Origin of the sequence: Selenomonas sp. AE3005 (genome assembly GCF_000686945.1) — a bacterium.
In the GTDB taxonomy this organism is placed as follows: Bacteria; Bacillota; Negativicutes; order Selenomonadales; family Selenomonadaceae; genus Selenomonas_A.
In genome coordinates, this window is the sequence record NZ_JMME01000006.1 from 1 (window position 1) to 14,300 (window position 14,300).

The following is a 14,300-nucleotide window of genomic DNA, read 5'->3' on the forward strand; positions in this document are numbered from 1 at the left end:
AGAATATCTGGTGACGATAGCTGAGTGGTTCCACCTGTTCCCATACCGAACACAGTAGTTAAGCACTCATACGCCGAAAGTACTTGTCTGGAGACGGACTGGGAGGATAGGGCGTTGCCAGTTAGACGAAAGCACCCTGTGGGGTGCTTTTTTTGTGTCTTTGTGCTATACTGTGATTGTTGTTATACATTACTATTATGGGAGGGATTTGTTTTATGGTAGAAGAATTTAAGAAGTTTATCATGCGTGGCAATGTCCTGGATATGGCCGTTGGTATCATCATTGGTGCGGCCTTCGGTAAGATTGTCACCTCCTTCGTCAATGACATTTTGATGCCGCCGATTGGACTTATTATGGGGCAAGTGGATTTCTCCAATTTGTTTATCAATCTGTCGGCTACACCTGCGGCAACTTTGGCTGAGGCAAAGGCTGCCGGTCTGCCGGTTATCGCTTATGGTGCGTTCCTCAATGCGGTTATTGATTTCCTCATTGTGGCATTTGCCATCTTCATGCTGATTAAGCAGGTAAACCGCCTGATGCCGAAGAAAGAGGAAGAACCGGCCAAGGAGCCGCGCCTCTGCCCTTATTGCAAAACGGAAATTCCTGATGAGGCTACGAAGTGCCCGCATTGCACCTCGGCGTTGTAATTGGACAAGGTCTGTCATTATTTAAAACCTAAAGGACCAGCTCTTTGTTGAGTGGTCCTTTTTTCTTGCGTGAAATTTAATATTAAAAATCTTAAGAATATACAGGATTTATTATGACATGAGTAGAATACATAGCCGTGTGAGATTTGATACGCCACAGGCTTAACAGGAGGGATTTTTATGCAAATTATGGGCGGTATCATTGTGATTTTGGCGTTCGCGGCCATTATCAAGAAGTATGAGACAAGGATGGTTCTCTTTGGCGCAGGCTTGCTTATGTGTATCATCGGTGGAGTGCCGGATACAGCCATCACGACTTTTTCCAAGCAGATGGTTCATAACAGTCTGGTGCCGACAATCTGTACGGTTATGGGTTTTTCCTATGTAATGAAACTGACGGAATGTGACAAACATTTGGTTTCATCAATCTCCGGGGTATTGAAAAAAAGCAGGATTTTCCTGATTCCCCTGGCATTTCTGCTGACCTGGTGGATTAACATTGCGATTCCGAGTGCTGCCGGTTGTGCTGCCGCGGTAGGCAGTATTCTGATTCCGACTTTGATGGCAGCCGGGGTTCATCCGGCTATGGCAGCCAGTGTCGTTCTGGCTGGTACCTGGGGCAGTGCCATCAGTCCCGGCACCTCCCACAATCCCTTTGTGGCGGACCTGGCTGGTGTGGACGTTATGACGGTTATTATGAATGAGGCCCCGGCAGCTATTATTACTTCGCTTATCTGTATAACTGTTTTAACGGCCGTAGCGGTGGTTCGTAAAGAAGGTCCTTCGGAGGACCGGGCTCAGGCTTATTTGGCTGAAGGAGAGGATTCCGCAGCCGTAGAGGAGTTTAAGGTAAATCCGCTTAAGGCGCTTGTTCCGCTTGTTCCCTTGATTCTGTTGATTCTGGGCAGCAAGCAGATTGCTGTGCTGCCGTTGGTCAGTGTGCCGATGGCCATGATTTCCGGTGTGTTACTCGGGCTATTGGTTACGCTTACGAATCCGCAAGAGGCTACGAAGAAATTTTTTGAAGGCATGGGCAATGCCTATGGCAGTGTTGTGGGCCTTATCGTGGCGGCTGCCGTCTTTACCGCCGGTATGAAGGCTATGGGCCTGACGGACGCACTTATCAATGTTATGAAAGGTTCGGAATCTATTGCGCAGATTGCCGGCGCTTTCGGTCCCTTTATCATTGCGATTATTTCCGGCTCGGGTGATGCCGCGGCTTTGGCATTCAATGGCGCGATTACGCCGCATGCCACGGATTTTGGCATGACGATTATGAATCTCGGTTCCTTGGCCCAGATGACAGGAGCTATCGGCCGTTCCATGTCCCCGGTAGCAGGTGCAGCTATTGTCTGCGCCGGCCTGGCCAAAGTCAGCCCCATGGAAATGACCAAACGCAATGCCCTGCCAATGCTGGCCTCAGTAATTGCCTTTATGGTTCTGTTTGGCTGACAGGCGGCAAGGGGGCGAGGAAATGAATTTCGACAAGGAAATCATGGACCTGGCTGAGAGTATGGAACCGGTGTTGATAGAGCGCCGCCGGGATTTGCACCGCCACCCGGAAAATGGTTGGACGGAGTTTCGTACAGCCTCTTTGGTTATAACACGGCTGCGGCAGCTGGGCTATGAGGTACAGTTTGGCCGTGACGTGCTGGCGGAATCCGAACGCATGGGCGTGCCGGCTGAGCCGGTGCTGACCGCGGCCAGCGAGCGTGCGCTGCGCGAGGGCGCGCCGCAGGAGCTCGTGGAAAAAATGTCCGGGGGTTATACCGGCGTAGTCGGCACGCTGGCTACCGGCCGTCCCGGTAAAACCGTGGCCCTGCGATTTGATATGGACTGTAATGACGTAGCGGAGGCAGCTGATGACAAGCATCGGCCAGCCAAGGCGGGCTTTGCCTCTGAGCATAAAGGCTGTATGCATGCCTGCGGCCATGATGGACATACCAGTGTGGGGCTCGGCGTGGCAGAGATACTGGCCAAGCTGCAGGACAGACTGACTGGGAAGATAAAGCTGATTTTTCAGCCGGCTGAAGAAGGTGTGCGCGGAGCACGGGCAATGGCCGCCAAGGGCGTGGTCGATGATGCGGATTATCTTATAGGCTCGCATTTTATGATGCCCAAGGTTGGTTTTTTGGCTTACGATGTGCAAAACTTTTTGGCAACCAGCAAACTGAACGTGGATTTTACAGGTCTGGCTGCGCATGCCGGCGGTGCTCCCGAGCAGGGGAAAAATGCGTTGCTGGCGGCCGCGGCGGCGGCACTAAACCTCCATGCCATTACCAGACATAGTGCCGGCAGCAGCCGGATAAACGTGGGGGTGCTCAAAGCCGGAACAGGGCGCAATGTCGTCCCGGCCACTGCGCATATGGAGATTGAAACCAGGGGCGCCACCACAGAAATCAACGACTTTGTCCGTCAGCGGGCGGAGCAGGTGATTAAAGGTGCTGCGCAGATGTACGATGTGGCTGTGCGCATTACGCCGATGGGCAGTGCCCCGGGAGGTAATAATTCGCCGGGATTGGCAGAAAAAATCAGGAGTACGGCTGCACGGCTCGGGATTTTTGACGAGATTACCGATACCTATGATATGTGCGGCAGTGAGGATTTTACCTACTTTATGGAACGCATGCAAAAGCAGGGCAAACAGGCAGCGTATATCATCGTTGGTGGTTCGCTGGCGGCCATCAATCACAATGACCGGTTTGATTTTGATGAGCATGCCATGGTATTGTCTGCCAGTCTGCTCGCCACAGCGGCAGTAGATTTGCTGCAGGATTAGAGGTGATGATATAACATGGTATCCAAGGAACGTCTGTCCCGTGACCTGGCGGAAATGGCTAAGTGCAGTGATACACAGGGAACGGCCGGTATTACCCGACTGGCCTTTACTGACAGCGACTGGCAGGGACGGGCTTATATAATCGGGCAGATGAAAGAACTTGGCTTGACGGTAAGAATAGATGCCTTCGGCAATGTCATCGGCCGCTGGGCTGGCAGCCGGGAGGATTTGCCGGCGGTGCTGTTTGGTTCGCATGGTGACAGTGTGCCTCATGGCGGCAATTATGACGGTGTCGTAGGCGTACTGGCCGCACTGGAAGTCATACGCAGTCTGAAGGAGGAGGGCTTTGCGCCCGAACATTCACTGGAAGTCGTGCTGTTTATGTGTGAAGAATCCAGCCGGTTCGGGGCCGCGACTCTGGGCAGCCGCGCCATGCTGGGCAGGCTTTCCCAGGCTGACCTCCAGCGGCTGCAGGACGCGCAGGGAAAAACACTGTATGCGGTGCTGCAGGAACGCGGCCTGCAGCCGGAGAACGTGGGGACGGTCACTTATCCTGTACCGCCGAAAGCCTTTTTTGAAGTGCATATCGAGCAGGGGAAGGTGCTGGAACATCAAGGGATATCCCTCGGTGTGGTGACGGGAATAGCAGCGCCCACACGCCTGCGCCTGCATTTGCACGGCAAGGCTGACCATAGTGGTGCCACGCCTATGGGGCTGCGGCAGGACGGCTTGTGTGCCGCCGCCGAAGTTGTTCTCAAATTGGAAGAACTGGCGGCGGCCATGCAGGAAATACCAGTGGTAGGGACTGTTGGCATTCTGAAGGTGCAGCCCTGTGTTATGAATGTGATTCCCGGCGAATGTGAGCTCGGGATTGATATCCGCAGTATATCGGCCGCGGCCAAGGATAAAGTTGAAACGGCCCTGCGGCAGGCCATCGCGGAAATTTGCCAGCGGCGGCATATTCCCTATGATATCGAAGTGGTGTCCAAGGAAACGCCGGTGGCTATGCGGCCGGAGATGGTGGCGTTCCTCCAAGACATTTGCCGGAAAAGTGGGGCAGAGTGTATAACAATGCCCAGCGGTGCCGGCCATGATGCCATGCACTGGGCGGAGTCAACGCCGACAGGCATGCTCTTTATTCCCTGTAAGGACGGTATTAGTCATAATGCCGCCGAGTTTGCGGACATCGAGGATATTGTAAATGTCACCAAAGTTTTGGCAGCGGCCGTGAAGGAAACGGCCCAAGCCGGGCAGAAATTCTGATTCGATAAGACGACAGCCCCGGAAGTAATGTTAGAGGAAAACGTTACTTCCAGGGCTGTTTATTATGCTTATTTGGCTATAAGTTTGCCGCCACCGGGGAGCGTGATGGTCTGCCCCTTAAGGCTGGGATTGCTGTCTTTATCGTAGTAAATATTGTGATGGTTGCTGTTGATGTTGCTGAAATCAGCGGCAGCGTCGGTTATGGTGCTGACATAAGCATCAGCCGTCAGATTCCAGATAGCATCTTTCGCCAGGCTGATATGGGCGGTTTCGGCCTGATAGTCGTCATTTATAGTGCCGGTGAACTCGGCAGCCGGGCCGAGTTTTAACGTGACTTTGCTGATGTTATCCGCAATAATTCTGCCCTGCAGGTGCTGCTGCTGTGCGTTAAGGGTAAAGTCCCCGCCATTTTGTCCTGTGCTGCCCCAGCGGTCGCTGGCGACCTTGACAAGGATATCGCCGGCCTGTACAAGTTCGGTATTTTCCAAGGCAGCCTCCGCCGTGGTATTGGTGACATAGAACATGGGGCCGGCAGATTTATTATTGAGGGTGGAATTTTTTGCAGTGAATCTGGCCACGCCGACATTGGCATCACCGGAAAAACTCTGATAGAGCATGACACCGTGTTTTATATGACCGGTCAGTGTCGAATTTTGCAGCGTGATGGAATTTTTGCCTTCCACCACGGCAATTTCACTGCCGCTGGCCTCGCCAATCCCGTTGGTCAGCTGGATGTTGCCTGTGGAGTAAATGCAGGGACTGCCCTCACCGGAGGTTTTGATTTTCGCGCCGTTGACAATGACATTGCCTTCACCCCGGTCCGTAGCCAGGGCGCCGCAATGGGCACCTTCGGTGGTGATATCCACATCTGCGGCATTGATAGTACCGCCGTAGGTCGCATCCAACCCGCGGGAGGAATTATTTTTGGTGTGGATAACAAGGTGCTTGGCATTGACCACACTTTGGGCTCCAGTGGAGAATACCGCATTAGCCCCGTCAGCGTCAGAAGTCAACGTGAGATTTTCCAGATTAGCCTGGCTGTTGTTCACGAGAATAATGGCATTCTGGCCGGTGAAATTACTGGCGTCAGCACTGGAGGTATCACCGGTCTTGCTCAGCGTCGCCTGCTGCAGGTTTAAAACCGCGCCCTGACGTACCAGTACTGCGCTTTCGTCTGTCCTGGCTGCGGTATAATTTTGACCGGTCAAAGTTTCTGTATCCTGCTGGCAGATTTTTTGCGCTGTCAGCTGACTGGCATCATTAGCGCTATCCTGCATACCACCGAATTTGCCATCAGGCGGCGGTCCGGGCGGCAGCTGTCCCTGCGGCGGTGCTGCCGGGTTCGTGCTGGTAAAGATGGCCAGCGGCTGCTGTTTCATGCCGGCATAGCCCAAAGCGGAAAAACTGCCCAGACAGGTGAGGGATAAGGCCAGGGCGGCCAGTCTGCGCCCCTTGTTTGTACGTATATTCATAGTAGTCTCCTTTGCAAATCTGTGGAAAACTTTCTTTGCACATCATTATAGATAGGGAAAATTAAATTAGTTTTTGGGGGCGATTAAATTTAGCTAAGAAAGTTTATCACAGACTTATCCACAGAAACTCGGGAATAAGACGACGGCAGATGGGGATTTTCAGGGAGTTTTCAGGAAAAATACGGCACTTATCCACAATATCCACAGTTTCTCCTGTGAATACTGTGGATAAGTGGGGATAACTTTTGTGGTTTTTCTAAGGAAATTTTAATCTTGGGCAGTTAGAATATCACGTTATCAACAAACTGACTGAGGAGGATTTATTATATGGCAATGACAAAGGGCAGGCAGCTCTGGCTGACGGTATTTTTAGGTTTGATGACAGCAATGGCACCGCTGTCTACTGATATGTACCTGCCGGCCTTGCCCACGATGCAGGTGGATATGGGCATATCGGCCTCCCTGGCACAAATGACTTTGACCATGACCATGCTGGGCATGGCGCTGGGACAGATTTTTGCCGGGCCATTCAGCGACCGTTATGGCCGCAAGGGGCCGCTGACCATCGGCATGCTGGTCTTTACCCTGACGACTGTTGGCTGTGTGCTGGCGGAAAATATCAATATATTTTTGTTTTTCCGCTTTATGGCCGGTTTTGCCGGTGCCAGCGGCATTGTCATAGCCCGAGCCATTGCCAGAGATGTCTGTGAGGGACCGGAACTTACCAAGTTCTTTGCCATGCTGATGATGGTCAACGGGCTGGCGCCGATTCTGGCTCCGGTTATTGGCGGCCAGATTTTGCTCTTTACCTCCTGGCGCGGTGTCTTTGTAATGCTCGTCCTGGTGGGGATATTCCAGCTGCTGGCGACCTTGATGTACCAGGAAACCTTGCCTGCGGCTAAACGGATTCCGGGGTTGAAGGATTCCTTTGCCAAGTTTCCGCAGCTGCTAAAGGACAGGTATTTTCTGGGGCACTGTCTGGTGCAGTGTTTTGTGTTTGGCGCGTTCTTTTCCTATCTGGCCGGCTCGTCCTTTATCTTCCAAAATATATTCCATGTATCACCGCAGACTTACAGTCTGATTTTTGGCGGCATTGGTGCTGGCCTGCTTTTGTCAGGTATGCTGCCGGCCAGACTGGCCGGACGTGTTCCCGATGAAAAATTGCTCCACGTGTCCTTGGTGCTCCCCCTGATGGGTTCCGTGCTGCTGTTTATGGCCTTTTATTTTCAGGCAGGCATGGCCATTATCCTGCCTGTACTCTTTCTGACCATCGTCCCCCTGTCCGTTATGGGGGCCGCCAGTTTCTCCTTGGCGCTGTCCCGGCAGGGCAAAAACGCCGGCAGTGCCAGTGCCCTTATCGGCTTTTTTTCCATGATACTGGGCGGCTGTATGATGCCGCTGGTCGGCATCGCCGGTGAAAACACAGCCCTGCCCATGTGCGTGATTATGATAGCGGGCTATGGACTAGGGTATATGGTGTACAGGCTGTGGGTGAAGGGGGAATTATTTCCTTGACAGAAACGGTGCTCTTCGCTATAATTATTTTTGTTGTTAAATATGTAATGGGGTTATAGCTCAGTTGGTTAGAGTGTCTCGTTGACATCGAGGAGGTCACAGATTCGAATTCTGTTAACCCCACCATTGCTCGCCTAGCTCAGTTGGCTAGAGCATCTCCGTCACATGGAGGGGGTCGGGGGTTCGAATCCCTCGGCGAGCACCACGTAGAATTTTCAGGAGGCCGTGAGGGCCTCCTTTTTTGTTTTTACCCTGCGTTATGGTCGTGCTAAGCCCCTGGATAACGATAACAAGACTGTAAACAACTACTTCGCTCGTGTAAACTTCTTCTAAGAAAAAGGAAAATTGCAATAAAAACCTCCCCTTTGTGGAGGCTTTTTATTGTTTTGTGTGAATTTGATTTGACAGTAAAAATAAATTGTGGTATATTTACGATGGTCTTAGGGAAAGATTGGTAATCTGTGAGGAAACATGGACACTCTAAAGATAATCAATCTCCTTCAAGACGAATGTTAATATTATTTTATTGAAGGAGGAGTTTCTTTATGAAAAAGACTCTCGTATCCGCTCTGACGACCGCTTTGGTTGTTGGTGCTGCCAGCACGACTTTTGCTGCTGCAAATCCGTTCTCCGATGTTCCTGCTGACCATTGGGCTTATGATGCTGTAAGCCAGCTGGCTGCTGACGGCGTAATCGAAGGTTATGGCGACAGCACCTTCAAGGGCAACCGTAACATCACCCGTTACGAAATGGCTCAGATGGTAGCTAAGGCTATGGCTAAGAACACCAGCGGTGTTGACAAGGCTCTCGTTGACAAACTGGCTGCTGAGTTCGCTGCTGAACTGAACAACCTGGGTGTTCGCGTTGCTAACCTCGAACGCAATGCTGACAAGGTTAAATGGAATGGTACTGCAGAGTACACTTTCTCCAACTATACGCAGGAAGATCGTGCAACTGATAGTCAGACCAACAATTTCTTGTTCCGTCTCGAGCCGTCCGCTGAAGTAAACAGCAACTGGCATGTAAAGGCTCGTCTCGATGCTAACATCAATTCCAAGAAGGATGCCGGCGATGATAATGGTGACAAGGTAGAGCTGAAACGTATTTGGGCTGAAGGCAAGTACAACAACGTTACCGTAAAACTCGGTAAGTTCGCTACTCCTGATGACGATACTATCGCTGATACCGCTTACTCCGGTGCTGAAGTTGCTTATGCTCCGGCTCAGGGGTTCAATGCTGTTATTGGTGCTGGTCGTTTGAAAACTAATGCAGGGGATGCCGCTGGCGTTGCAAATGGCAAATTTGGTTGGGACGATAAATATGGCGTATTTCGTCAGCAAAACCAGTCTGCTGCTTATGCTTATGTAGGCGTTGGCTATAAGAAGAAGAAGTTCGATGGCGCTCTCCGTTACCATTATCTTGCTGGTGATGGATTCAATTACAAATATGTTCGTGTTACACCGAGAGGTCTTGTACCGGGAGTTCTTAAGAACTATTCCGAAAATGCAAATGAAGATAAGGCTGGTATTTGGCTGTTAAAGGCTAACTACAACTTCACCAAGGATTGGGGTGTAAAGGGCTTCTATGCTCAGAACCAGAAGGCTGACTTCTATAAGAAAGCTTACAGCTTCGAAGTTGACTACAAGGGCGCTAAGGCTGAAAACAAAGGCTCTTGGGGCGTTTGGGCAGCTTACCGTTACTTCGGCAACAATGCTTTCGTTGCCACTCCTTGGGATGTAATTCGTTTGAACCAGAAGGGTTTCGAAATCGGCGGTAACTATGCTCTGTTCAAGAACACGGTTATCACCCTCCGCTACGGCCATGGCAAGACGCTGAACGAATTCGGCGACAGCAAGACTGTAAACAACTACTTTGCTCGTGTAAACTTCTTCTTCTAAGAAAAAGTTGCAAGCATACAAAAACCTGCCTCTCGGGGCAGGTTTTTTATTTGCAATAATGACGCAGCCACGCACAGGACGGCTTTTTCAGGTGTTTTTCATATTTTCTAACGGAATTTTAATTTGACTTTTAAAATCAATAATGGTATCCTGTACGTAATCTAAAAGGAAAATTGGCAAACTTAGAGGAAACATGGACACTCTTAGGCCTAACCAATCTTCCTTCAAGACAAGTGTTAATTTTATTTTATTGAAGGAGGAGATTCTCATGAAGAAGACTCTCGTATCCGCTCTGACGACCGCTCTGGTTGTTGGTGCTGCCAGCACGACTTTCGCTGCTGCAAATCCGTTCTCCGATGTTCCTGCTGACCATTGGGCCTATGACGCTGTAAGCCAGCTGGCTGCTGACGGCGTAATCGAAGGTTATGGCGACAGCACCTTCAAGGGCAACCGTAACATCACCCGTTACGAAATGGCTCAGATGGTAGCTAAGGCTATGGCCAAGAACACCAAGGGTGCTGACAAGGCCCTCGTTGACAAACTGGCTGCTGAATTCGCTGCTGAACTGAACAACCTGGGTGTTCGCGTTGCTAACCTCGAACGCAATGCTGACATGGTTAAGTGGAATGGCCAGGCTCGTTACACGTTCTCCCGTACTTCTACAGAAAACGGTAATGATTCCAGCAAGAATGAGTTCTTGTTCCGTCTCGAACCGTCTGCGGAAGTAAACAGCAACTGGCATGTAAATGCTCGTCTTGATGTTTCCACTAACGCAAAGACTGACGCTGGTGAGGACGATTCTGACAAGGTTTCCTTGAAACGTGTTTGGGCACAGGGCGATTACAAAAACTTCAAGGTTAAACTTGGTAAGTTCGCTCCGGTGCAGAACAACACCATTGCTGATACCCAGTTCTCCGGTGCTGAAGTTTCCTTTGGTAAGGATGTAAAGGCTATTCTCGGTGCTGGCCGTATTAGTTCTGATGACTTTGGTTTTTATAATAAGACCACTAAGGCTAATGAGCTTGGCGGCTCTGCTGCTAACTACCAGTATGTTGGTGTAGAAGGCAAGAAGAGCAAATTCAATGGTGGCCTGTACTGGCATCATATCAGCTCCAGCGATTTGTCTAATTTAGGCGGCTATACAGATGATCCTGTTAACGATCGCAAGGACGAGTATAACATTATCTCCGCTCAGGCAGGCTATCGTTTCAACAAGAACGTTGCTGTAAATGGTTTCTATGCTCAGAACCGTAACGCTGAAAACTACAAGAAAGCAGCTGGCCTCGAAGTAGACTACAAAGGCGCACAGGCTGAAAACAAGGGCACCTGGGGTGCCTGGGTAGCTTACCGTCATATTGGTAAATACGGCGTTGTAAAACCGACTTGGGATGCTATCGGCCGCAACCAGAAGGGTTGGGAAATCGGTGGTAACTACACTATCTTCAAGAATGTTGTAGCTACGCTCCGTTATGGTCGTAACAAGACCCTCAATACTGACAAGACTGTTAACACCTACTTCGGTCGTGTACAGTTCTTCTTCTAATCCTACGATTAGCGGATTATCAGACACAAGAAAGGCCTCCACTAGAGTGGAGGCCTTTTTCTTGTGCATTTTCTATATGGCATAAATTGTTTCCCTATGGAAAAATAACGGCAATGGCGGTATAATATTAAAGTGTTGGATTGTATGATTATCTCGATGTGAGGAGAGATTTAATGAATAAAAATGCAAAACTGGCCGGGGTGATAATGACCGCCATGCTATTACCGTCACTGAGCGGGACAGCCATGGCTGCTTACAGTGCAGACTCGGACACGGGGATTACGGCACTGGATTATATCGAAAATGCTCACCGTGCAGAACGCGAAAACCGCCTAACAGAAGAACAGAAAAAACTGTTGGCTGATGCAGCGGAGTTTGGCAAGTCATTGCAGTACCCACTGGATAAAAAGAAGGCCTCGCCTATAGCTTTTGAAGGTGAAGACCTTACTTACGATGAACGCGACGGCAGTTTTATAGCCAAGGGCAAAGTGGATATTTTGCAACTCGACGCGCATCGTTTTCAAAGTGAATTAGTCACGGGTAATACCAAGACCGAGGATATCAGTGTCCCGGATAAGGCACATGTTTTGCAAATGACGCCGGGGCAGACCAGAGTGACTTTGGATGGTTACAAGGTCAAATATAATTACGGCAAAAAGATTGGCTCCATGGAAGATGGCAAGGGCAAGGCCGGAGCACATTATATCACGGGTAAGCGTTTTGAGTTTTACCCTGAAAAAATCGTTGTTTACAACGGTACTGATACCAAGTGCGGTGCCCAAAAGCCGGACTACCACATGGCGGCAGAAAAGATGGTCATTTATCCTAACGATAAAGTAGTTATGGATAAGGTACGTTTCTGCATCAAAGGAAAAACGATTTTTACGCGTGACCATTATGAGGCCGGCATTGGGGATAATGCCAGTGGCGATAAAACATGGCCCAGAGTTGGTTACAACAGTAAGGATAAATTGTGGATTAGCTGGGGACAAAAATTCGGTCTGCGTCCGAACGTAGCTCTTAATACTAATTTTATGGTAACAGGTGCCGATGGTTGGCGCAGCAATTATGATATTACGTGGGGCAACCGTGGTATGTCCACAGGCGTCAGATATGGTTATTTTCAAGATAGCAATGATAAGTGGATAAAGAAACAGCCGTCCTATTTTTGGAATTATGGACATCGGCTGGGACACAGTCATTTTACTTACAGTCTGGGCGTTGAACATGGTGAATGGTACGGCAATGGTGTTCATAGTGATCACACGGAATATAATTTCGGCTTAGGCTATGACCCGATAAAGTTCAACCGCTACACGCTTTACCTGCATACAGGTTATAATATCACCAAAGAATCTTACAATGCCTCAAAGGTGAATGGTTTTACGGCTGATGCTGTGCTGACCAAGGACTTTGATGACCGTTGGGCTGCTTATGTGGGATATCATTACAGCAAGAAGAACAGCAGAAATACCCTGTTTACCTATAATACGGACGATTACTCACGTAAACTGGAGTCCGGGTTCAGTTATCGTATAGACGACAAAAACCGCCTGGCTGTAGGTACTAAGTACGATATGGACCATAGGGAATGGAAAAACATTGACTACTATTGGTATCATGATATGCATTGTACTCAGTTTATTCTGCGATATAAGTCCAAGGAAAATTCCTGGAATGTACGTTGGGAGTTTACACCCTGGTAAGGGAGTCGTGTTTTATGAAAGAAGAATTAGCCGGTATCATTGACGAGATACAGGGCAAACGTATATTGGTTATCGGTGACATGGTGGCCGATATTTATCTGGAGGGGCGCATTTCTAGGATTTCCCGGGAGGCGCCTGTCCTGGTGCTGCAGCAGGCCGGGGAAAAAATCATCGCCGGCGGTGCGGCCAACGTGGTCAATAATGTGGCGACTTTGGGCGGTCAGGCTTTTGCCGTGGGGCTGTTGGGGCTCGATAATGCGGCCAAGGGCTTGAAAGCGGCGTTGGAGAAGAACGGCGCACATACAGACGGGCTGTTCTGCGATGAAAAGCGCCCTACAATTGCCAAGACCAGAGTTATTGCCGGGGGGCGGGCGACGGTCAGCCAGCAAATTGTCCGCATTGACCGGGAAAGTGACGAACCCATGACGGCGGCATTTGAACAGCTGTTATTGCAGTATGTCAAGGGGCTGCTGCCGCAGGTTGACGGCGTGGTGCTTAGTGACTATGGCTCCGGGACGATAACGGAGGCCCTGCAGGCCATGATAATCTCATACTGCCGGGAGTATAATATCCCCAGTATGGTCGATTCCCGTTATGATATTCACCGCTTTAAAAATATCGGCTATGTCAAGCAGAATGATGCCGAACTGGCGGCGGCTGTCGGACGGAGTCTGCCCGATGACGAAAGCCTGTTCACGGCCGGACAGGAGCTTTTGACGGAGCTGGCGGCTGATGGTGTGCTTATCACACGCGGCGAAAAGGGCATGGTGCTGCTGGAAAAGGACGGGGCTATTCATGATATCCCCGTGGCCGACAAGAGTGAAGTTTTCGATGTATCCGGTGCCGGTGATACATGCGTGGCTACGGTGATTCTGGCACTGGCGGCCGGGGTGGAACCTGCCCGGGCGGCAGAACTCAGCAATGTGGCCAGCGGTATCGCCGTGCGCAAGCTGGGCACCGCTACAGTTTCCGGTGAGGAACTGCGCCGAGCGTTGCGCTGAAGGAGTATATATGTTAGTTGCACGTAAAGATATAAAGACTTTTTGTGAAATCCTGCGGCAGGGCGGTAAGAGAATCGTCTTTACCAATGGCTGTTTTGATATTCTGCATGCCGGGCATGTTACGTATCTGGAGGCGGCCAAGGCACAGGGCGATATTCTTGTGCTGGGGCTGAACACAGACGAATCGGTGCGTCGTCTGAAGGGGCCGGAGCGTCCTATCAACGGTGAGCTCGACCGGGCCAAGGTCGTGGGGGCGTTAAAGGCCGTGGATTATGTAGTGTTCTTTGGCGAACAGACAGCAGAGGCCGTGATTGCCGAAGTGCGTCCCGATGTGTACGTCAAGGGCGGTGACTATACGCTGGACACCCTGCCCGAGGCCAAAATAGTGCAGAGCTACGGCGGCAAAGTGGCTTTTATTGACATGGTCGAGGGGCGCTCGACGACGAATATAATCAAGAAGATAAAGAGTTAAGGAA

The 14,300-nt window shown here is 50.4% G+C and carries 11 protein-coding genes, 2 tRNA genes and 1 rRNA gene; 13 read left to right on the top strand and 1 reads right to left on the bottom strand.

Annotated features, from left to right (window positions below; genetic code table 11):
• Positions 1-6 precede the first annotated feature (6 nt).
• From rrf to DL94_RS0105300, 5 genes are all read left to right on the top strand, one after another.
• Positions 7-123 (top strand): 5S ribosomal RNA (rrf, locus tag DL94_RS0105280).
• 92 nt (positions 124-215) lie between these two features.
• A complete protein-coding gene (gene mscL, locus DL94_RS0105285) occupies positions 216-647 on the top strand; it encodes a large conductance mechanosensitive channel protein MscL (RefSeq protein WP_197020714.1) in 432 nt (143 codons plus the stop codon).
• Between the two features lie 180 nt (positions 648-827).
• Complete coding sequence (dcuC, locus tag DL94_RS0105290) at positions 828-2,099, top strand: C4-dicarboxylate transporter DcuC (RefSeq protein WP_028129259.1); 1,272 nt, start codon at positions 828-830, stop codon at positions 2,097-2,099.
• Positions 2,100-2,121: 22 nt separating this feature from the next.
• Entirely contained in the window at positions 2,122-3,426 is a 1,305-nt protein-coding gene (locus tag DL94_RS0105295; RefSeq protein WP_028129260.1) for an amidohydrolase, read from the top strand.
• 15 nt (positions 3,427-3,441) lie between these two features.
• Positions 3,442-4,689 carry a M20 family metallo-hydrolase gene (locus DL94_RS0105300; protein ID WP_028129261.1) on the top strand — a complete coding sequence of 416 codons (1,248 nt, stop codon included), beginning with the start codon at positions 3,442-3,444 and terminating at the stop codon, positions 4,687-4,689.
• Positions 4,690-4,757: 68 nt separating this feature from the next.
• Here the strand turns inward: DL94_RS0105300 and DL94_RS14305 are convergent, their stop codons facing one another.
• A complete protein-coding gene (locus DL94_RS14305; protein WP_051586323.1) occupies positions 4,758-6,161 on the bottom strand; it encodes a hypothetical protein in 1,404 nt (467 codons plus the stop codon).
• Positions 6,162-6,488: 327 nt separating this feature from the next.
• Between DL94_RS14305 and DL94_RS0105310 the strand changes: the two genes are divergently transcribed.
• The 8 genes from DL94_RS0105310 (at position 6,489) to rfaE2 (ending at position 14,296) form a co-directional block, all read left to right on the top strand.
• Positions 6,489-7,676 (top strand): multidrug effflux MFS transporter, encoded by a 1,188-nt coding sequence (locus DL94_RS0105310; RefSeq protein WP_028129262.1) that lies wholly within the window; start codon positions 6,489-6,491, stop codon positions 7,674-7,676.
• 49 nt (positions 7,677-7,725) lie between these two features.
• Positions 7,726-7,802 (top strand) — tRNA-Val (locus tag DL94_RS0105315).
• Positions 7,803-7,804: 2 nt separating this feature from the next.
• Positions 7,805-7,881, top strand: a tRNA-Val gene (locus DL94_RS0105320).
• Between the two features lie 340 nt (positions 7,882-8,221).
• Entirely contained in the window at positions 8,222-9,574 is a 1,353-nt protein-coding gene (locus tag DL94_RS0105325; protein ID WP_028129263.1) for a putative porin, read from the top strand.
• 268 nt (positions 9,575-9,842) lie between these two features.
• Positions 9,843-11,117 carry a putative porin gene (locus DL94_RS0105335; protein ID WP_028129265.1) on the top strand — a complete coding sequence of 425 codons (1,275 nt, stop codon included), beginning with the start codon at positions 9,843-9,845 and terminating at the stop codon, positions 11,115-11,117.
• A gap of 173 nt (positions 11,118-11,290) precedes the next feature.
• Entirely contained in the window at positions 11,291-12,823 is a 1,533-nt protein-coding gene (locus DL94_RS0105340; protein ID WP_051586324.1) for an organic solvent tolerance protein OstA, read from the top strand.
• 14 nt (positions 12,824-12,837) lie between these two features.
• Positions 12,838-13,824, top strand: coding sequence for a bifunctional heptose 7-phosphate kinase/heptose 1-phosphate adenyltransferase (locus DL94_RS0105345; RefSeq protein ID WP_028129267.1), 987 nt, complete (start codon positions 12,838-12,840; stop codon positions 13,822-13,824).
• Positions 13,825-13,834: 10 nt separating this feature from the next.
• The gene (gene rfaE2 / locus DL94_RS0105350; protein ID WP_051586325.1) at positions 13,835-14,296 is read left to right on the top strand and encodes a D-glycero-beta-D-manno-heptose 1-phosphate adenylyltransferase; all 462 of its coding nucleotides are present in this window, start codon (positions 13,835-13,837) and stop codon (positions 14,294-14,296) included.
• Positions 14,297-14,300 lie beyond the last annotated feature (4 nt).

What these genes read in the sequence shown, in the direction of transcription:
- DL94_RS0105325 (WP_028129263.1), top strand. Translation starts at nt 8,222, where the DNA reads ATGAAAAAGACTCTCGTATCCGCTCTGACGACCGCTTTGGTTGTTGGT.
- DL94_RS0105310 (WP_028129262.1), top strand. Translation starts at nt 6,489, where the DNA reads ATGGCAATGACAAAGGGCAGGCAGCTCTGGCTGACGGTATTTTTAGGT.
- DL94_RS0105300 (WP_028129261.1), top strand. Translation starts at nt 3,442, where the DNA reads ATGGTATCCAAGGAACGTCTGTCCCGTGACCTGGCGGAAATGGCTAAG.
- DL94_RS0105335 (WP_028129265.1), top strand. Translation starts at nt 9,843, where the DNA reads ATGAAGAAGACTCTCGTATCCGCTCTGACGACCGCTCTGGTTGTTGGT.
- dcuC (WP_028129259.1), top strand. Translation starts at nt 828, where the DNA reads ATGCAAATTATGGGCGGTATCATTGTGATTTTGGCGTTCGCGGCCATT.
- mscL (WP_197020714.1), top strand. Translation starts at nt 216, where the DNA reads ATGGTAGAAGAATTTAAGAAGTTTATCATGCGTGGCAATGTCCTGGAT.
- DL94_RS0105295 (WP_028129260.1), top strand. Translation starts at nt 2,122, where the DNA reads ATGAATTTCGACAAGGAAATCATGGACCTGGCTGAGAGTATGGAACCG.
- DL94_RS14305 (WP_051586323.1), bottom strand. Translation starts at nt 6,161, where the DNA reads ATGAATATACGTACAAACAAGGGGCGCAGACTGGCCGCCCTGGCCTTA.
- rfaE2 (WP_051586325.1), top strand. Translation starts at nt 13,835, where the DNA reads ATGTTAGTTGCACGTAAAGATATAAAGACTTTTTGTGAAATCCTGCGG.
- DL94_RS0105345 (WP_028129267.1), top strand. Translation starts at nt 12,838, where the DNA reads ATGAAAGAAGAATTAGCCGGTATCATTGACGAGATACAGGGCAAACGT.
- DL94_RS0105340 (WP_051586324.1), top strand. Translation starts at nt 11,291, where the DNA reads ATGAATAAAAATGCAAAACTGGCCGGGGTGATAATGACCGCCATGCTA.